This is a genomic window from Gemmata palustris (assembly GCF_017939745.1).
Taxonomy (GTDB): Bacteria; Planctomycetota; Planctomycetia; order Gemmatales; family Gemmataceae; genus Gemmata; species Gemmata palustris.
On the sequence record NZ_JAGKQQ010000002.1, the window covers coordinates 391,489 to 410,763 of the forward strand.

A 19,275-nucleotide genomic window follows, 5' to 3' on the forward strand; every position below is an offset into this window, starting at 1 on the left:
GTTCCCCCACAGTGCCGCAAAATTGTGCCCGCCCGATTTTGACGGTGGGGGAGCAGCGACAACGGAAAGGAATCCACCGTGAAGCGTCAACTCTGCTTGTGCGTTCTGTTCGCGCTGGTGCTGGTCCCGGACTGGGCTTCGGCGTGCTGGCCGCGCTGGGGCGGGCCGGTTTACGAGCCGGTCTACTACCCGACCCACACCCCGATTTACTACACCCCGCCGGTGTATTACCAGCCCGTTTACGTGCAACCTTGCGTACCAGCGGCCGCTCCGTTGCACCCGCCGCGTGTCGAGTCCGCTCCCCCCTCGCGCCCCAACAACCCGCCGAGCGCGCCGCGCCCGACCACGCAGACGAACCCGCCCGGATCGGGACTGGGCAGCGAGCCGGTCGTGCGCCCGATTGGGGGCACGGAAGCCCCGCGAACCGGTTCACCCGAACCGCTTCCGCCGATGACGCCGAAGCCGGCCGTACCGGAACCGGCCCCGAAACCACCGGCTCCCAGTTTGATCGAAGTTCCACGCGGCACGGACCCGGATTCGCGGAAAGCGCCCACACCCGAACCCAAGAAGCCGGCGCTCGATTTCCCTTCCCTGGATCCGAAACCGGGCGCAGCGGGTGTGAAACCGCCGGCGCTCGATCTCCCGAAAGACGAGGGGGAACTCAAGCTCCCGCCGCTCGACTTGCCGAAGGACGACAAGACCCCAAAGTTGCCCTCGCTCGACCTCCCGAAAGACGTGCCGGGGATCAAGGTACCGTCGCTCGATTTGCCGAAAGAGGACAAGGCACCGAAGCTCCCGGCGCTCGAGCTACCGAAAGTGAACGATCCGCTGGCCCCCACGCTGCCAAAGCCCGACAAGGAGCCGAAGCTGCCCCCACTGGAGCTCCCCAGTGGTGCGCCCGCGGTGCCGGTCCCCGCGCCGGCCCCGGACGCGCTGATTCCGCCGTCCACGTTGCCCGTACCGAAGGCCCCGGAAGGGTTGCCGCCACTCACGGTACCGCCCGAATCGCCGATCTTCCCCGAGGGCAAGCCGTCAGAATCGAAGTCCAGCCCGCTCACGGGCGGCACGCGCGATCCGAAGGTAACCGTGTTCCCGGCCTCCGGCAACGCGGCCACAAACGGGCTGCGCAAGGTCGGGTTCTACAACCACACCGGGCGCGACCTGGCGCTAACGATTGAGGGCAAAACGGTAACGCTTCCCGCGAAGACGTTCCTGCACGCGCAACTGCCGACGACGTTCACCTGGAAGCAGGGCGACAAGCCGGCCGCGAAGGAAACGGTGCCCGCCGACGCCGCGGGCGTGGATGTGCTGTTCCGAGAGTGATTGAGAAGAGCTGTTCCCCCAGGGTGTGCGTCTGCGCCGCGACCCTGGGAACAATTCGCGATCGCCACTGAGAATCTGCGCCCCTAATCCGACGCGGGTCCGCTCTCCTCGGGCGGGATCTCTTCCGCGCCCGGCTGTCCCGGCGGCACACTCTTGTAATCCCCGGCCGACGGGTGCTCCTTCGACCGGCCGAGCAAATCGCCGCACACCTGATACTTGAAGTTCCCGATTTGCAGCTCGTCGCCGGGGCGCAGTTTCCCCTCCGCGACGCGCTCGCCGTTGATGCGCACGCCGTTGGTGCTGCCGAGGTCGCGGATCACGAGGTAGTCGTTCACCTGCGCGAGCACGCAGTGCCGGCGCGACACCTTCTTCGAGTTCAACTGGACGTCACACTCCTCGTGCCGGCCGAACAACAGGATCGGCTTGTCGAGAAGAATACTCGGGCCGTCGGCGAGTGAGAGCAGGTGCGCGGGCATTGGCTCGCTCCGGGATGGGCACTCTCTATATACCATGCCGCGCGCCCGCGTGCATCGGGCCGCGTGCGCCCGAGCGTGACGGCCTCACGATTGTGGCGCGCCACAATCGTCGCAGCGCGGTATCCTTTAGAATTGTGCTGTGCGTTGTGTTGATAAGAACCTATACCGTAGTGTCTCGAAATCTCCCCGAGTCGGCGCAAATGTGTTACAAAACACGCGCCCCGAGCCACGAGATCCCAGAATGTCCGACGCCGTCTTCCAGCGCTGCATCAACCCGACCTGTGGCGGCACCGCCGACCGCGCGGACACCTCATTTCGGTGCCCGCAGTGCGGCGGCCTGCTCGATGTCGCTTACGACTGGAACAAGCTCCCCGTTCCCAAGTCGCTCAAGCACTTCGAGGGCAAGTGGGCCAACCGCACGAACCCGCTCGATTTCTCCGGTGTGTGGCGCTTCCGCGAACTCTTCCCGTTCGCGCCGGACGAAGCCATCGTCACCATCGGCGAGGGCCAGACGCTGTGCCAGCGCACCGACGCGGTGGCCGCCTACACCGGGCTGAACGCGGGGCGGTTGTTCCTTCAGTATGAGGGCATGAACCCGAGCGGCAGCTTCAAAGATAACGGCATGAGCGCGGCGTTCACGCACGCCCGCATGACCGGCGCGACGCGGGCCGCGTGCGCCAGCACCGGGAACACCAGCGCGAGCCTCGCCATCTATTGCGCGGCCACGCAATTGATGCGCGGCGTCATCTTCATTGGCAGCGGGAAGATCAGTTACGGGAAACTGTCGCAGGCGCTCGAGCACGGCGCGCTCACGGTGCAGATCGAGGGCGACTTCGATGACGCGCTGCGCCGCGTACAGGAGGTGAGTCGGCAACTCGGCATCTACCTCGTGAACAGCGTGAACCCCTTCCGCCTGGAAGGGCAGAAAACCATCATGTTCCGCGTACTGGAAGCGCTGAACTGGGAAGTGCCGGACTGGATCGTGGTGCCGGGTGGGAACCTCGGTAACGTGTCGAGCTTCGCGAAGGCGTTCGGCGAACTCGTGGACCTCGGGCTGATCTCCCGCGTCCCGCGTCTGGCCGTCATCAACGCGGCCGGGGCGGACACGTTCTACCAGCTCTACGAGAAGAACGGGCTGCGGTGGAACGGCGGGCAGTTCGATCAGTCGAAGATCGACGACTACTACGCCGGACTCGACGCGAACAACCGCAAGGCCGATACGCTCGCGAGCGCGATCGAGATCAACCGCCCGGTGAACCTACCCAAAGCCCTGCGCGCGATCGATCGCTGCAACGGCGTGGTGCGCGCGGTCCCCGACACGGAGATCCTGGACGCGAAGGCGAAGATCGGCGCCGGCGGACTCGGGTGCGAGCCGGCCAGCGCCGCGAGCGTCGCGGGTTTGCGGCAACTTGTTCAAGAAAAGGTGATTTCGCCGTCCGACTCCGTCGTCTGTGTCTTGACGGGACACGTGCTGAAGGACTCGGACGAAACGGTCGCGTACCACTCGGCGGACAAAGCCACCTTCGACGCGAAGCTCGGCAAGCGCGGGGTGAAGCAAGTCGCGTTCGCGAACCGCGCCGTGCAGGTGCCGAACGACCTCGCCGCGATCGTCCGGGCCATCGAATCCCACGCCTGATCGTCCCCGGCCCCGACCGGGACACGGTCGGCCACATTGCCGGGTGTACCATGCGCCGCGGGGCTTCGCTGATCGAATTGCTGGTCGTCATTGCCATCATCGCGATCCTCATCGGCCTGATGCTCCCGGCTGTGCAGAAAGTGCGCGCGGCGGCGAACAACACCGTGTGCCGGAACAACCTCCGGCAAATCGGACTCGGGCTTCACATGTACCACGACGCCCACAAAACGCTCCCGTTCGGGCGCCTGTGCCCGGCGCCGTGGAAGGACGGTAAAGACCCGCGGTGCCTCACGTGCAACCCGGCCAACACTTACACTGGCGCGACCGAAACGTGGTGGTGCCCCTACGACAACCGCACGGGCGCGACCGTAACGGCCGCCCTTCCCGGGTACACGCCCGCCGGTTCGGTCACGCCGTTCGTCGAGAACTCGCTCCGCGTCTTCCGCTGCCCGGACGCGGCCGACCGAAACTTCGGCAGCCCGACATCTGGCGGATCGTTTCAGATCTGCTACGCGATCAACCCGGACGTGGGCGGGAAGAAGTTGACCGAGGTCGGGGGCGGGTTACTCGTGTTCGAGCACGACGACCTACCGTCCTGTCGCGGCACGGTCGATCACTTCACGATGTGGTCAGCGGACCCCGAAACCCGAGCCGCGCGACACGCCCCGAAGCGCCACATGGATAAAGCGAATCAACTCTACTACGACGGTAGCGTGCCCTACGGTCAGTAACCGTGCCACTCGAACGGCCGGTGCCCGTCGCGCGGTGTACAACGACCCCACGAGCGCGCGGCTTCCTGAATGAAGTGCCGCCCGCTCGACGCGAGGCACACATGAAGACTCATATTGCGATCAACGGGGCGTGCGGGCGGATGGGTCAGCGACTCGTGGCGCTGGCGAAAGATGACCCGGAACTAGAAGTCGTCGCGGCCATTGATTCGGCGACGAACGCGCTCCAGGGCAAAGACGCGGGCGAGGTCGCGGGCATCGGCGCGATCGGCGTACCGATCCGCTACGACATCCCGCTCGGGCTCCGGGTGGATTCGCTCATCGATTTCTCCGCGCCCGTCGGCACGATGGCGGTTCTCCCCGTGTGCGTGGACCGGCAGATCCCCATCGTCGTCGCCACCACCGGTCACACCGATGCGCAAAAGGCCGAAATCGAGGCCGCCGCGCACATGACGGCCGTGCTGTTCGCGCCGAACATGAGCCTCGTCGTTAACTTGCTGTTCAAGCTCGTGAAACTCACCGCGGAAGCCCTCAACGGCAAGGGCTTCGATCCGGAGATCGTCGAACGGCACCACCGGTTCAAGAAGGACTCGCCCAGCGGCACCGCGATGCGGTTCGCGGAGATCATCAAGGAAGTGCAAGGCGGCTCGTTCGTTCACGGGCGCGAGGGCATCATCGGGGAGCGCAAGCCCGAGGAGATCGGCGTCCACGCGGTGCGCGGGGGCGACAACGTGGGCGAACACACGATCATCTTCACCACGATCGGCGAAACGTTGGAACTGGTCCACAAGGGCCACAACCGCGATAGCTATGCCCGCGGCGCGCTGTTGGCCGCGAAGTACATGGCGAACCGCCCCGCCGGGCGCTACACGATGAACGACGTACTCGGTTTGTGAGTCGCGTTCGGACGGCCCGTTGCTTCAAAGGCGCGCGTATCAACGGCCGCTTTTGAAGCAACGGTTCCGGCGAGCATTCGCGCCCGCACTTCGGTTATAATCACTTCCACTACCCGGCCCCGTACTTCGAGACCCAGCCTATGTTGCTCCGCGTTCGGCCCGCAATCGGTGCGGCACTGGTCACTGCGTTCACGGTCGCGCTCACCGCGCCAAGTTCCGCACCGGCTCAGGACAAGGACAAAGACAAGGCCCTGGTGAAGCAGGCCAAAGACACCGCGCTCGCGAACTTGAAGAAGGCCGGCCTCGACAAACCGACGGTCGTGGAGACCGGCAACTTCATCATCGTGGGATCGCTGAGCCAGGAGAAAGCGAAAACCCTCGGCGAAGTGCTCGAAAAGACCACGACGCTAACCCGCAAGACGCTCAAGTACGACGAAAAGGAAGCCTCCTGGAAGGGCAAACTCACGGTGTACTTCGTGCCCGACAACGCGGAGTACAAAGCCCTGATGCGGCGCGCGTTCCAGCAACCGCCCGAGGGCGCGTTCGCGGACCTCCGCGCCGAAGTGCCGTTCATCGTCGACCCGGCCGAAGTGCCGGGCAAGCCGACCGACGCGGACCTGTACACGAGCACCGCGGCGCGCGTTTCGGGCGAGCACCTGAAGGCGAAGGGCACGGGCGCGCAGGTGATCCCGGACTGGCTGCGCGACGGGTTCGGCCGCGTCACCGCGATGCGGGCCGAGGGTACCACCTCGAAGCGCTACACGGCGTACAAATCACAAGCAAAAGCCGCGTTAACGAAGGGCGGCCAACCGCCAACGCTCGCCGACATCTGGGGCGACGCCAAGTCCGCGAACGGCGAAGTGCTCGCGACGAGTTTCGCGGAGTACCTCGCCTACGGCCCCGGTGCCTCGAAGTTCCCGAAGTTCCTCGACGGCCTGAAGCCGAGCGAGAACGTTGCGGCCCCGACCGTCACGCAAGGCTTGGACGCCGCCGGGTGGAAAGAGAAAGACATGCCCGCACTCGATCTGGCGTGGAGAAGGTGGATTTCGGCAGGAAAGTGAGCGCCTCTGTTTGCTCCCAGGGTGCGCCCGCGTTGCGGTCGACCCTGGGCTGGGGAATCTAACCCCTTCGGGGTAGGCTCACCGCACGCGCGCACGACCAACGGCATTTTGTCGCCACCCACCGCCCTTGTGGGCGGGGTTCACCCGCGCCGGTGTCGGCACCATTCTTCCCGGCACATTCCCTGTGCGTGTTCTGTACCCCGAAGGGGTTAGATTGCTCAGCCCAGGGTCGATCGCACAGCGAGCGCACCCTGGGAACAAACGGGCGCCATCTGGGGTCAATCCGCGGTCGCACCCCGGAACAAAACAAACGGCGCCCCCGGAAAACCGCGCCCGCTCGTGGCCTTTTCGCCCCTTCCCTTCCAATCCCCTTCAGAAATCACAAGAACCATTCCGGCGTGACGAGCCAGTGGAGCTTTCCGCCGGCCTTCGAGGGATCGCCCTTAAATTCGATGCACACCACAGCCCCCTTCGCGAGCTGAATGCTGCCGTCCGGCGCGCCGAGGAGCCATTCGGCGTAGGCCCCCAGATCCGGCATGTGACCCACCGCGGCGATGCGATCCCCGGGGACACCTGCCAGAAATTCGGAAAGTTTGCCGGGTTTTAATCGCTCCGGCCCGAGGGCGTCGTGGGTGACCGGGCGCGTACCGGGTTGCCACACGTTCAGCAGGCCCGCGGCGGTCTGGTGCGCGCGGACGAGCGGGCTGGCGACGACCGCATCGACGGCGAGCTGGCGCCGGGCGAAAGCTTCTGCGATCGCAAGGGTTTGGGCGTGGCCGTGGGGCGTCAGGGCGCGATCGAAATCGCGGGCCGCGCCGGGCGATCCGAGTTCCACTGCCTCGGCGTGCCGAATTAGATATAAAAGCATCGCGGCTACCCCTCTCCAACGCCGGCGCGGTGACGTTCACTGAATCCACACGGCATCTGCCCTTCCGCGCGGCCCGCGTAACTTCTACATTACAGGAAGCGCTTGACTCCACCAGACCAGAGGGAAGTTCCTGGTTCTGGGTCGCGGGCACCGAGATAAAGGCGCCGCTCCAAAAACCGGACCCGGTCCGTTGGCGCGGGCCCTTCGCTCGGCGCTCGAACCCAAAACTCGAAACTCGCAACGACTCCATGAAGCGGAACGACATTCGGAACGTGGCCGTGATCGCACACGTCGACCACGGCAAAACCACCCTTGTGGACCAGATGCTCCGGCAGTCCGGTCAGTTCCGCACGGAGGAACTGGACAAGCTGGTGGGGGGCCAGCACGGGCTCATCATGGACTCCAACGACCAGGAGCGCGAGCGCGGCATCACGATCCTGGCCAAGAACTGCGGCATCCGCATCGGCGACGTGAAGGTCAACCTGATCGACACGCCGGGCCACGCCGACTTTGGCGGCGAAGTCGAGCGCATCCTGAAGATGGCCGACGGCGCGTTCGTCCTCGTGGACGCGGCCGAGGGGCCGCTCCCGCAGACCCGGTTCGTGCTCAAGAAGGCGTTCGCCGCCGGGCTGCGCCCGATCGTCATCATCAACAAGATCGACCGCCCGGACGCCCGCATCGCGGACGTCCACGCGCTCATGTTCGATCTGTTCATCGAGCTCGGGGCCGACGACGATACCGCCGTGTTCCCGATCATCTACGCGAGCGGCCGCGCCGGTATCGCCACCACCGACCTGGACGTCGAGCCGAAGGACCTCAGCCCGCTGTTCGACGCGATCCTGGAAAAGGTGCCGGCCCCCGACGTGGACGAGAGCGCCCCGCTCCAGATGCAGGTGATGGCGCTCCAGTACAGCGAGTTCGTCGGGAAGATCGCCATCGGGAAGATCTTCGCCGGGAAGATCCGCAAGAACCAGAAGGTGTCCGTCGTCAAACAGAAGGACGGCACCGTGTTCCCGGACACCGTGGTGCAGGTCCTGGAGTTCGACCGGCTCGCGAAGCGGGAAGTCGAGGAGCTCAAGGCCGGCGACGTGTGCGCGATCGTCGGCATCGACGACGCGGACATCGGCGACACGATCTGCGAGCTCGACAAGCCGCACGCGCTGCCCCCGCTGACCATCGACGAGCCGACGCTCGACATGGTGTTCCGGGTGAACGACTCGCCGTTCGCGGGCCAGGACGGGAAGCCGCTGACGAGCCGCGAGTTGCGCGACCGGCTCCAAAAGGAGCTGCAGCACAACGTCGCGCTGCGCGTCAAGCCGGGCGCCCGCGAGAGCGAGTTCATCGTCAGCGGGCGCGGGCTGTTGCACCTCGGGGTGCTGCTCGAGACGATCCGCCGCGAGGGGGGCGAGCTCGCAGTCGGCAAGCCCCAGGTGATCGTGAAGGAGATCGACGGTCAGAAGCAGGAACCTTACGAGCACCTCGTGGTCGAGGTACCGAACGAGCACCAGAACACGGTGATGCGGCTGGTGTTGGAGCGGCAGGGCGAGTTCCAGCGGATGGAGAGCCACCGCGGGAGCACGCAGGTCGAGTTCCACATCCCGGCCCGGTCCCTGATCGGGCTCCGCACGCGGATGCTGACGGGCACCCAGGGCACCGCGATCATGCACCATAACTTCCTCGCCTACCGGCCGGTGCGGGGCGCGCAGGCCGGGCGCCCCACCGGCGTGTTCATCTCGAAGGACACCGGCAAAGTGACCGCGTACTCGGCCGAGGACCTGTCGGGCAACCTGTTCGTCGCCCCCCAGGACGCCGTGTACGAAGGGCAGATCGTCGGCGAGCACGGCCGCGACAACGACATGGTGGTGAACGTGACCCGGGCGAAACCGCTGACCAACATGCGGGCGTCCGGCAGCGACAAGGCCGCCGTGCTGAAACCGCCGACCGTGTTCTCGATGGAAATGGCGCTGGAGTTCATCGAGGACGACGAACTGGTCGAAATCACGCCGGCCGCGGTGCGGATGCGGAAGCTGTACCTGAAGGAAGGCGACCGCAAGCGGCAATCACGCAGTTAGTCACAGACCACAGGGCTTCCGCCCTGTGCTACGAACGCCGGCCCCTCCGGGGCGGAAAGACATTGGTTTTCGCCGCGCCAAGAAAGAAATGAAGTAACAAACGCCGACCACTCCGCGCTAGAAGGTATTGGTCTTCGCCCCGGAGGGGCCGGCGTTCGTAGCACAGGGCGGAAGCCCTGTGGCCTGGCCTTTTCACGAAACAGAAACCGCCGGGGTTTTCACCCCGGCGGTTTCTGTTTCAAGACACTTGGAGCACGAATCAGGTCGCGTCCGAAGTAACCGGTTCGGCCACGGACTTCGCGGCGGCGCTGACGACCGCGGGCACGCTCGCGGTTTCCGTCGGAGGGGTGCCGTTTGTCGAAGGAGCGGGACCGACCGCGATCGGTTCGGGCGCCTTCTCGGCGCTCTTCGCGGCCTTATCCGCCTTCGACTTGCGCGGCTTCTTCTTCTTGACTTCCGCAATTTTTACGGACTTCTTGACCTGTTCCTCCATCATTTTGCCCGGCTGGAACGTCACCACGTTCTTAGCCTCGACGTTCACGGGGTCACCCGTGCGCGGGTTCCGCGCTTTGCGCGGCCTGCGCTGTTTCACTTCAAACACGCCGAAGTTGCGCAATTCGATGCGCCCCTCCCGGACCAGCGTGGCGATGATCGCCTCGAAGGTCCACTGCACGATTTCTTTCGTGGCGAGCTGCGTGAGGCTGTGCTTCGGAATGAGCTTTTCTTTGTTAGCCCGGTCACAGATCGTCTTGACGATTTCTTTCTTGGTCACGAGCGTGGTCCCTCGGTTGAGTCGGCCCGTTTCGTCATCCGGGAACTGTCCTAAGTCTAGACAGCGTACCGAGTCGCGTCAAGCAAATACGATGTCAGGAGTTGCGGCGAATCAGACTGACGAGGAGCGCCACGAGCGCCAGCGCCACGAGCGCCAGTTCCGGCGTGCGGCGGAACGCGAGCAGAAAATCGGCCCCCGAATTCGTCCGGCGCCGCGCCCGGCGCCCGAGCGCGAGGGCGCGCAGTTGGTCGCGCTCGCGCCGCAGTGCATCATACCCGCGGCGCCAATCGAGCGCGACCGCCTGGCGCTGGGACGGGAGCAATGTGCGCACGGTGTGAAGCGCGTGTGGAGACGCCGCGAGCGCGGCGACCAACGTGCCCGACGCACCCGGCTCGTTTAACACGAACGCGACGCGAGGCAGGACGTCACGGGCACCGGCGACGGCCCGGAGAAACAGCAGCACCGCGATCGGGGTCGCGAGCGCTTCGGTCGAGTTGCCCATAACGGAACGGAGCTCTTCCCACGCCCGGATCGCGCGGCGCAGCGCGGCGAGCCTCCGATAAACCGTGCGCGGTTTGAGCTGGCTCAGGTACTGGGCCGGAGCCGAGATCGCGATCGGGGCCAACACCGGTTCTGCTTCGACCAGCGCATCGAGAACAACTTCTGGCTCCGGCAACTCCTCCGCGGTCGGTTCGTCCGGTACCACCTCGTAGGGCAGCGGGTCCGGCTCGATCACCTCATAAGCCCGGCTCGGGCCTTCGCCCGGCGGACGCAACCCCTGCTCGAACGGTACCTCGGCCGGGCGCGGCGCTCCGAGTTCCGGCGCAACGAGCGGTTCGTCTTCGCCCACCTCGAACGGAGCGGGCGCGATCCCCAACCCGCGATCATAGGCCGCGCGCGCGATCGGATCGGTGAGGCACACGAGCGCCTGCGCGAGCCGGTTCATGCCGCCCGTTACAGCGTCGGGGTGGAGGAGTTGGTACCGGCGGAGTTGCTCCATGCGATCGAGTACGCGGGATTCGATGTCGGTAAAATCTCCCGCTCCCAGCGCGAGCCCGAGCAGGGTGTAGTGGTCCGGCGGCCACACCCCGGGCGCCAGTCCGAGCCAGGAACACAACTGATCGTGGGACTGAAGTTCCAAGTTCGGGTTCCAGTTCCAAACGGGCGGGCGCGACTCGGCCCCTTCAATTTAGAACTTGGCGCGCGGGCCTCAAATGCACCCGCACCACAGGAAAGGGTGAGTTGAACCGATGGGTCCAATCAAAACGATCGCGACCGCTCATTTGCGAGTCGCGCGCCCCACAGATCATTTGGAGGCGGTCGTTCAGTTTTATCGGGACGGGTTGGGGTTCGAGGTGCTCGGTGCGTTCCGCGACCACGACGGGTTTGATGGGATCATGCTCGGCCACAAAGGGGCCGCGTACCATCTGGAGTTCACACACAAGAAGGGGCACGCGGCGGGCAAGGCACCGACCGAAGACAACTTGCTCGTCTTCTACCTGCCCGATCGGGACGAATGGCTCCGCGCGGTCGCTCGACTGGAGGGCGCCGGGCACGCGCCGGTGAAGTCGTTCAACCCGTACTGGGACAAAATGGGCAAAACGTTCGCCGACCCGGACGGCTACCGGGTCGTCCTTCAGAACGCGGACTGGGCGAACTCGTAATGCACATCGGGCGCAATCAGCCGGGCTTCACGGCCCCGAATGCCGCGAAGCAAACGTTCTTGTGCAAGACATCGACGTGCCCGAACCCGACCTCTCGGAGCAGATCGAGCTGGAAGGTCAGCGGGCGCGGAGTGTCTTCCTGCTCGACGTAGGCGAACACGTGGTCGCGGTAGACGGCGTCCTTCATTCCCGCGAGGTATTCACCGTACCGCGCCCACATGAGCTGCTGGATCGCCGGGATCGAACTTTCGACCAGATCGAACACCCACACCGACCCGCCCGGCCGCAGCGCCCGGTGGAACGCAGTAAACACCGCGCGCCATTCTTCGTCGGTACGGAGGTGGTGCAGAACCGCAGCCGCGACCACGATATCGAACCTCCCCTCCCCCAACTCGACTTCCCGCACGTCGCCCTGAATTGCCGCGACCGTTCCGGTGGTGGACCGGCCCACCCGCTCGGTCGCCCGATCGAGCATCGGGCGACTCAGATCGATCAGCGTCACATCCAAATTGGGGAGAGATTCGAGGAGCTTGAGGGTGTAGTTGCCGGCCCCGCACCCGACATCAAGAACGTGCTTGGCGTGCGGGGTCGCGGCGGCTGCGGCCCGAGCAACGAGGGCCATTGCTAGGGGGGCGTCGACCGTAGCCGACTGACCGGTTTCGAGGTTCGAGAAGCGCTCCACGTCGGCATCGAACCGACGCCGGATGTCATCAACCGACGATTTCATCACGACCTCGCCAAAAATCGGCTCACAAGTTCGGGCGCGTACTGAGATACCGCTGAGCCGGCGGTTCCTCAGCCATCTTCGGGGAGAGAAGTGAATTGGCCACGAGCAACCAAAATTGCCATGAATGATTCAAACATGAGCAACTCGCTTCCAGATTGCGCGCAAACAGAGCATCTCCAAAGCCCATCACAAATCGAATCCCAAATGAAATGGCTCAAAATACCCGGAGAAACCGCGATCCAGAATTTTTTATTGCGACTTGCTCGCGATTGGCGCGGCCCATGCTTTACTTTCAAACACTAACGAGGCGGCCCGTTGTGTAGTGCGGTGGGAGAGGCGTGCTACACAACGGGTCGTTCTCCGCAGAAAAACGCGAAGCGGGTTTGTGACAGAGGGAGAGGCTGTCACAAACCCGCTTCGTCTATTTGCGTGCCAATGGAAGCGGCGGCGCTCCCAATCTGCACATATCTGAAGCACCAGCCACAGACGAACGACACTTACCGCGACATCACTTTTCCGAGTTACCACCACTGCCGCCCGAGGTGCTGAAGTTCTCATGAACTTGAGGCGGGTGGTACAGCCGCACGCGGTGCCCGCACACCTCGCTCTCGGCCACGAGTTCACTACACAGCCCGCGCAGGGCTTTCCACAGAATCGCCGATTGATAGTGTTCAGCCTCGGCCGGGATGTGGTCGAGTAGCGTTCGTGAGCAGACCACCACCAAGCGGTCCTGCACGCGCGAGAACGCGACGTTCGCCCGGTTCAAATCGAGTATGAACTCGACGCTCGCTTCGATCGCCGTCGGGTCGCTGACCGTCGCCGATACCACCACCGTCGGGCGCTCCCCACCCTGAAGGCGCTCAACCGTGTCGATTACGCCGATCGGAGCACCGGTCCCGGACAGAGCGGCCAGTCGCGTGGCCAGAAGACTCCGCTGGGCGCGGTGCGGGGTGATGATTGCCACCGAACCGGCCGAGAGCGGCGGGGCGGCTCCGAGCAATTGCTCCACGATCGCCACTTCAACCGGGTTGCTGCGGCGCGAACCGTCCTCGTCATGAACCGCTAGAAACAACCCGACGTTCCACTTCCACACGTGTCCCCAGAACGGCCCACCAACGTCCGGATTCACGGTGACCGCTCGAGACAGGCCGGCCAATTCGATCTGGTCGCGGCGGTACACGCGGGCAATCAGTTCCCGAACCACCGGCGGGAGACGGAACGTCAGCGTCAGCCCGGACCACCGCGCGCCCGTCACCGGCACGACCGAGTTCCCGGCCGTGTCCTGTGCTCCGATGATGCGCCGGACCGCGTCGTAGGCGCTGGCGAACGGCTGGTAAAGCACCATTGGGGGGCGGTCCTCGGCCTCCCAGTCGTGGGCCGTGATCGGGGCCAGTTGCCGGTGATCGCCGGCCAACAGAATCCGGCCGTCGGGAGGTATCAGCGTGGCTAAAGCCAGGAAGTGCGGAAACACCATCATGGACGCCTCGTCCACGACTAACAGCGTCGCACCGAGACCGGCCCCCCCATTGAAGGTCTTGAGCTTCTCGACCGCGGCCGCGAGCTTGAGCAACCCGGCGGTCGTCCCGCCGATCACCAGGACCGCGCCCGTCGTGAGTTCGGTCAGCTTCTTCTTCGCCCCGAGTAGCGCCGCCGGCAGGTTCTCGACCGAACCGCTAACGACGTGTTGCGTCGGGTCGTTCGTGTGAACCTTGACCAGTCGGACCGGTGGCACTCGGCGACCGCTCGCCGCTGCATGACGGGTGAACGCCTCGCGGTACCGGTCGATGCGCTCGAGCAGGTTGTCCAACGCGGTGTGCGTGTGGGCGGCGAGGAGCACGATGTCTCCCGACTTCCCTCCCACAAGCACCCGGAGTAGTACCGACAGAGCCGTGGTCGTGGTCTTTCCGGTACCCGGCGGTCCCTGGATCAACTGGACCCGGGTGCCGAGCCCCTCGACCGCGGCTCGCGCCTGGTCCGGGGACGCCGGGTACACGTTCGTGGGCGGGAGCGGGAACGAGTCGACCAACTGTCGCAGAGCATCAACTTCTGCGGCCGGTAGGGGCACGACAGCGGGGGGACGCGGATCGACCGGGTCGAACCACGAATAGACGTGACTCGGCTGCTGGAGCCGATCGTCCACGCGCCCGGCGACGTAGTCGGACACGTTTTCGTCGAGTGTCGCGTAGCCGCGCTCGAACAGCATTTCGGCCTTGCGGCTCGCGCCGCTCGACAACCGGTAGCGGTCCTCCTCCGCGTACATGGCGTCCAGGGTCACGCGACCGGTCGGCCAATCGATCTCCCGCACCACGCACGTGCGCCCGACGGCCGCAGTTAACTGGCCCACCGTCTGCCCCTGCTTCGGGTCGCCGTTCCACGGAGATAAACGGGCGAACGACCCGGGACCGAACCGGCACCGGGCTTCCAGATCGGCCAGCGTCAGCCCGCCGAACGCGAACAGCTCGATCATTCCCGTAACCGTGCTTTTGTCAGCCCCGACTTTGACCTGGCGCAACGGAAGCGTGCGCCCGGCCGGTACGCGGGCGATCGGCGGGAGCAAATGCGCCGCGACCCAATCGGACCGGCGGACGTGCTGGTCCAGTCGGAGAAAATCGGTCGCTGCACGAGCAACCCCGTCCCGACCGAGGCGGAAGGCTGGCAACTCGCCGGCGGTCAACGGCGCCTTCTCGATCCCGGAGTTCTTGGGGCCAATCCCCTCTTCAACCCAACGCAGCGCGTGAACCCGTGCCCGAAGGTACTCGGCGAGCACCCCGGGTGCCCCGGCGCGGGCGTAGGCCGCAAGTGACTCGCGGACGTCGGCGTCCTGGTCGGCTTTCGGCAACGTTCCCCACGCGGCGTGCCAATACGGGGCGGGCAGCGCGTCGGAGAACCGGCTGCGCAACTCGAACACGTGCCCCGGTGTAGTCTCGTCCGCGGCCCACTCACCACCCGGTCCGACACCGAGACGGGTCGCGAAGTCGAAGACGCCCTGTGCGAACACGTGCGCGAGATCGTGTTCGTTCCCGTCAACGAGACGGGTCCAGTGGTACCGCCGCCCCGACCACTCCAGAGACGTGACGACCCCGAGTCCGCGCCCGGTCCACCCGAGGGCGAACCGCCGGTCCACTTCCTCTTGCACGGCCGAGTACATCAACTGCTCCAACCCCTCCCGGCAGCCGAACAGTTGGCGCACCGGACCGAGCAGTTCGGGTCCGGCCCGGCAACACCCTTCGAGCAGTTGGCGCACTTCGGAGCGGGACCAGACGTAAAAGTGGACCGGGGCCGAAGTGGTTCCGAGTTCCTCGGCGATGAGTCTTACCAATCGGTCGAAGAACCGGCGGATCAGTTCGCCCTCGGCTACCGTGTCTGCGGAGTAGTCGGTCCCGGACCACGGCGCCGTCTGGTATTCGACCACCTCTCGGTCGGCGGGGAGCGGCCGTTCCTCGGTCACGGGTCGACCGGCCGAGTCTTTTCCGGCTTCAAATCGTTCCCGGATCTCAGGAACCGCGCGTTTGTCGATAAACGGCGTGTCGATGCGGCCCGCGCTTCGGGTGACGTGGGCGGACAGCGCTCCGATGCGGTTCTCGGTGTAGTCGTAATCGATCGCCAGATAGATCCGCAGCAGCCGGTTCCCGTTTATTTCGTGTGGCGGCAAGTGGCCGACGCCGGTGTTCGGGATCGGTTCCACACCCGATCCGATAACGGTTCGATTCTTGGGAAGCGTGTACAACCGGGCGCGGGCACGGAGCCTGAGCCGGTCAAGATTCTCGCTGAACCCGGGATCGCGTGTGAGGGCTTCGATTCTCGGATCGAATAGAGGTGGGTTGGCCAACTGATCGAGTGTGTCCAGACCGGCCGCACGCAGTAGCCGAGTCGTTACCGGGTCCAGCCCGAGAAGTTCCGTGCGCCGCAGGCGGGCACTTTCAGTCAAGCAGTGCGGAGCGAACACGCACCCGTCACACTTCGTATCGATCTGGAACCCGATCTCCGCCAACGGGCGCGCCGCGGCCGAATCGAGCCGGCCGTCGGGAGCGAGTAGTTGGGTGAGGTCGGCTTCTTCGTGCGTCAAATCGAGCGGCGGTAGAGCGAGGATCGATTGATTCGTGTTTCGATCGGCATCAATTCGGGCAACAACGCACTCAATGGTGGTTCGATCGAAGCTGTGATCCCCAACCGGAACGGGTTGATCGCCGATGATCTCGCGGAGCAGCATTCGGTACGCCGCAACCTGAATGCGGTGGTACGTGCGGTCCCGGCGGCTCGCCTTGCACTCCACCAGCCACACGCGCGGTGCGTCGCCGATCCAGCGGAGCAGAACGAAGTCAATGATGCCATAGAGCCGGAACACACCCATGTTTCCGCCGACCGCGACCTGTCGGGCGTACCCCTGCGTGCCGGGTGGGAGTTGCGCGAAGACTCCCGCGAGGGCTTCCCAGGTGACCTCGTCCCGCTTCCCCTTCGGCAGCGCGGCGGCGAGGTTCTGAAACCCGGATTCCACCAACTCGGTCTCCCACCGGTCCTCGCGCCGGCGCCCCATCTCGGCGAGGACTGGGTCGATGCTGTCCCGGACGCGATCGAAGAACGGCAGCGGGCCGACCTCCCGTGCGGAGTGGACGGTGAGGTGGAACCGACGGTCGCAGGAGTGGTGGCGGACGTACTCCCCGAGATCGGTAGCGGTGATGTTGATGCGGGAGCGCGAACTCAACGCGGAACCTCGTCACGACGACCGCTCTGTCGGCCATCGGCGCGGTCCGCGACCGGAGCGTGGTTGGGGAATACTGGGTGATACCATCCGGGGCGGACGGGGGGCAATCCCGGTTAACCGAGTTCGAGGCGGTCTCGCTCTCGCGAATGGTGGGGTTCCGCCCGCTCGTCAACGCTCGCCGAGACAGGTACCGAAAAATCTCCGCTATTCCACTGAGGGAGTGGTGGGAACCAATCGCGGGACATCGCGGATCGTCTGGAAATTTCCGATCGACATCCGAGATGGTTTTTCGCGCTGGGACGTGGTCATACTGCCAACTTTCATTCAACACAGTCCGTGGACCGCTGGGGCCGCTCGGTCCCGGTGCAACGATATGAATGACCAACCGAAACACCCGAAAAAGCCGCGCACCTCGCGCCAGCGCTACCGGGAGTTCGTCAAAGACTACAAGCACCGCCGACTCGACGATCCGGCCGAGGTGGATCAAGGTGCGAAACCCGATGCCCCCGTTCGTACCGACGAAAACGCACCCACCGCAGAGCCGGAAGCCCCCGGCCGCAGCACGCGCCGGGAGTACACCCGCGCGTACCTGCGCTTCCTTTGGCCGCACCGCTACGGTGTGGGCACGATCTTCCTCTTCGCGCTGGTCGGCGCCGGGTTGGAGATGATCGAACCTCTGTTCATGCGGTTCATCGTCGATCGGGTGCTCCTGAACACCGCGCTCGACACGACCTCGCGCCTCACCTACCTCCACGCGGCGGGCGCGGCGTTCCTCGGCGTGGTCATCGTCTCCAAACTGGCGAGCGTACTCAAGGACTACCGCCAAAAGCTCTTGAACACGCGGGTGATGCTTTCCCTCCGGCGCGCGCTTTACGATCGGTTGCTCCACCTGCCGCTGCCGAAACTTTGGGGCATGAAAACCGGGGGCATCCTGTCTCGGCTCTCGGGCGATGTCGACACGACCACGGGGCTTTTGCAGATGGCGATCGTGTCGCCGGCCCTTTCGATCGTCCGCCTCACCATCGCGATCGGCGTGCTGCTAACCCTGAACTGGCGCCTGGCACTGATGGCGCTGGCCGTCATTCCCGGCGCGGTGCTCATGAGCTTCACCTTTGCCCGGCGCGTCCGGCCCATCTACCGCTCGGTCCGCAAGGACGTCGAGGCGATCGACGGGCGCGCGGGCGAGACGTTCTCGGGAATCCGCGTCGTGCGGGCGTTCGGGCGCGAAATGCGGGAGCTCCTCGATTACATGGTCGGGCGCCACACGGTGCTCCGCAAGGAACTGTTCGCGCACCGCCGGGAGTTGGTCCTGTGGACGTCCTGGGGCCTTTTGGTGGCGGGCGTCAACGTGGTGATCGTCTGGTACGGCGGGTACCTGGCCGTCACCGGCCGGGCCTCGGTCGGCGACATCATGGCGTTCCAGTGGTACACGTTCCTGCTCCTGGGGCCGGTCTGGAACATCGTCAACTCGTTCTCCGAACTCCAGCGCTCGCTCGCGGCGATGGAGCGGGTGTTCGAGGTGCTCGCGACGGACGCGGACAAGCCCGACCGCCCCGGCGCCCTCAGCGCTCCGTCCGTGGTGCAGGAGATCCGGTTCGAGGAGGTCGAGTTCGAGTACCACGAGGGGCGCCCGGTGGTCCGCGCGTTCGACGTGGTCGTGCCCGGCGGGTCGGTGGTCGCGCTGGTGGGGCGGAGCGGGGCCGGGAAGACGACGGTGACGGACCTGGTGGCGCGGTTCCACGACCCGACCCGCGGGCGCATCCTGGTCAACGGCGTGGACCTCCGGGACCTCCGGCTGCGGACCTACCGCGACCTGCTGGCCCTTGTTCAACAGGACGTGTTCCTGTTCGACGGAACGGTTCGGGACAACATCGCTTACGGCCGCCCCGGGGCCGCGGACGCTGAAGTCGAGGACGCGGCCCGGCGCGCGAACGCGCACGAGTTCATCGTTAAGCTGTCCGAAGGGTACGAAACGGTCGTCGGGGAGCGCGGGGTGCGGCTCTCGGGCGGCCAACAACAGCGATTGGCCATTGCCCGGGCGATCCTGGCGTCCCCCCAAATTCTGATTCTCGACGAAGCGACGAGTAACCTGGACACAGAAAGTGAGCAGTTGATTCAGGCGTCGATGGCGGCGCTCCTGGCCGGGCGGACCACGTTCGTGATCGCACACCGCCTGTCCACGGTCCGGCGCGCGGACCTGATTTTGCTAATGGAGGACGGGCGGGTCACCGAGCGCGGCAGTCACGAGGAACTCATGGCCGCTCGCGGCACATACTACGGCATGGTCGTTCGGCAGATGGAATCGCACAACCCGAACGTCGAGGAGGAATGGCGATGACGTACAAGCCGA

14 protein-coding genes are annotated in these 19,275 nt (G+C 65.4%); 8 read left to right on the top strand and 6 right to left on the bottom strand.

Annotation, left to right across the window (positions count from 1 at the left end; genetic code table 11):
• Positions 1–78: 78 nt before the first annotated feature.
• Entirely contained in the window at positions 79–1,323 is a 1,245-nt protein-coding gene (locus J8F10_RS36045) for a hypothetical protein (protein ID WP_210662935.1), read from the top strand.
• Positions 1,324–1,406: 83 nt separating this feature from the next.
• Here the strand turns inward: J8F10_RS36045 and J8F10_RS36050 are convergent, their stop codons facing one another.
• Positions 1,407–1,799 (bottom strand): FHA domain-containing protein, encoded by a 393-nt coding sequence (locus tag J8F10_RS36050; protein ID WP_210662937.1) that lies wholly within the window; start codon positions 1,797–1,799, stop codon positions 1,407–1,409.
• Between the two features lie 241 nt (positions 1,800–2,040).
• On the opposite strand from J8F10_RS36050, the gene thrC reads away from it, so the two are divergent.
• The 4 genes from thrC to J8F10_RS36070 all read left to right on the top strand — a co-directional run bounded on the left by thrC (position 2,041) and on the right by J8F10_RS36070 (position 6,120).
• Complete coding sequence (thrC, locus tag J8F10_RS36055) at positions 2,041–3,435, top strand: threonine synthase (protein ID WP_210662939.1); 1,395 nt, start codon at positions 2,041–2,043, stop codon at positions 3,433–3,435.
• A 50-nt stretch (positions 3,436–3,485) separates the two neighbouring features.
• Positions 3,486–4,166, top strand: a complete 681-nt coding sequence (locus tag J8F10_RS36060) for a DUF1559 family PulG-like putative transporter (RefSeq protein WP_210662941.1) — start codon at positions 3,486–3,488, stop codon at positions 4,164–4,166.
• 101 nt (positions 4,167–4,267) lie between these two features.
• Entirely contained in the window at positions 4,268–5,059 is a 792-nt protein-coding gene (gene dapB / locus J8F10_RS36065) for a 4-hydroxy-tetrahydrodipicolinate reductase (protein WP_210662944.1), read from the top strand.
• Between the two features lie 140 nt (positions 5,060–5,199).
• Complete coding sequence (locus J8F10_RS36070; protein ID WP_210662946.1) at positions 5,200–6,120, top strand: hypothetical protein; 921 nt, start codon at positions 5,200–5,202, stop codon at positions 6,118–6,120.
• A 379-nt stretch (positions 6,121–6,499) separates the two neighbouring features.
• On the opposite strand, the gene J8F10_RS36075 is transcribed toward J8F10_RS36070, so the two are convergent.
• Positions 6,500–6,988, bottom strand: coding sequence for a SixA phosphatase family protein (locus tag J8F10_RS36075; protein WP_210662948.1), 489 nt, complete (start codon positions 6,986–6,988; stop codon positions 6,500–6,502).
• A 248-nt stretch (positions 6,989–7,236) separates the two neighbouring features.
• Here J8F10_RS36075 and typA point away from each other — a divergent pair, with 248 nt between their 5' ends.
• Positions 7,237–9,060, top strand: coding sequence for a translational GTPase TypA (gene typA / locus J8F10_RS36080; protein ID WP_210662950.1), 1,824 nt, complete (start codon positions 7,237–7,239; stop codon positions 9,058–9,060).
• 259 nt (positions 9,061–9,319) lie between these two features.
• Here typA and J8F10_RS36085 read toward each other — a convergent pair whose 3' ends face one another.
• The gene (locus tag J8F10_RS36085) at positions 9,320–9,832 is read right to left on the bottom strand and encodes an HU family DNA-binding protein (RefSeq protein ID WP_210662952.1); all 513 of its coding nucleotides are present in this window, start codon (positions 9,830–9,832) and stop codon (positions 9,320–9,322) included.
• A gap of 94 nt (positions 9,833–9,926) precedes the next feature.
• A complete protein-coding gene (locus tag J8F10_RS36090; RefSeq protein ID WP_210662954.1) occupies positions 9,927–10,973 on the bottom strand; it encodes a hypothetical protein in 1,047 nt (348 codons plus the stop codon).
• Positions 10,974–11,082: 109 nt separating this feature from the next.
• Between J8F10_RS36090 and J8F10_RS36095 the strand changes: the two genes are divergently transcribed.
• Positions 11,083–11,496 (top strand): VOC family protein, encoded by a 414-nt coding sequence (locus J8F10_RS36095; protein ID WP_210662956.1) that lies wholly within the window; start codon positions 11,083–11,085, stop codon positions 11,494–11,496.
• A gap of 16 nt (positions 11,497–11,512) precedes the next feature.
• On the opposite strand, the gene J8F10_RS36100 is transcribed toward J8F10_RS36095, so the two are convergent.
• Positions 11,513–12,223 carry a class I SAM-dependent methyltransferase gene (locus tag J8F10_RS36100; RefSeq protein WP_246524769.1) on the bottom strand — a complete coding sequence of 237 codons (711 nt, stop codon included), beginning with the start codon at positions 12,221–12,223 and terminating at the stop codon, positions 11,513–11,515.
• Between the two features lie 508 nt (positions 12,224–12,731).
• Entirely contained in the window at positions 12,732–16,925 is a 4,194-nt protein-coding gene (locus J8F10_RS36105) for a bifunctional RecB family nuclease/DEAD/DEAH box helicase (protein ID WP_210662959.1), read from the bottom strand.
• Between the two features lie 373 nt (positions 16,926–17,298).
• Between J8F10_RS36105 and J8F10_RS36110 the strand changes: the two genes are divergently transcribed.
• Positions 17,299–19,263, top strand: coding sequence for an ABC transporter ATP-binding protein (locus J8F10_RS36110; RefSeq protein ID WP_210662961.1), 1,965 nt, complete (start codon positions 17,299–17,301; stop codon positions 19,261–19,263).
• The last annotated feature ends 12 nt before the right edge of the window (positions 19,264–19,275 follow it).

Coding starts and splice junctions, on each gene's coding strand:
- J8F10_RS36050 (WP_210662937.1), bottom strand. CDS start 1,799: ATGCCCGCGCACCTGCTCTCACTCGCCGACGGCCCGAGTATTCTTCTC.
- thrC (WP_210662939.1), top strand. CDS start 2,041: ATGTCCGACGCCGTCTTCCAGCGCTGCATCAACCCGACCTGTGGCGGC.
- J8F10_RS36060 (WP_210662941.1), top strand. CDS start 3,486: ATGCGCCGCGGGGCTTCGCTGATCGAATTGCTGGTCGTCATTGCCATC.
- dapB (WP_210662944.1), top strand. CDS start 4,268: ATGAAGACTCATATTGCGATCAACGGGGCGTGCGGGCGGATGGGTCAG.
- J8F10_RS36070 (WP_210662946.1), top strand. CDS start 5,200: ATGTTGCTCCGCGTTCGGCCCGCAATCGGTGCGGCACTGGTCACTGCG.
- J8F10_RS36075 (WP_210662948.1), bottom strand. CDS start 6,988: ATGCTTTTATATCTAATTCGGCACGCCGAGGCAGTGGAACTCGGATCG.
- typA (WP_210662950.1), top strand. CDS start 7,237: ATGAAGCGGAACGACATTCGGAACGTGGCCGTGATCGCACACGTCGAC.
- J8F10_RS36095 (WP_210662956.1), top strand. CDS start 11,083: ATGGGTCCAATCAAAACGATCGCGACCGCTCATTTGCGAGTCGCGCGC.
- J8F10_RS36100 (WP_246524769.1), bottom strand. CDS start 12,223: ATGAAATCGTCGGTTGATGACATCCGGCGTCGGTTCGATGCCGACGTG.
- J8F10_RS36110 (WP_210662961.1), top strand. CDS start 17,299: ATGAATGACCAACCGAAACACCCGAAAAAGCCGCGCACCTCGCGCCAG.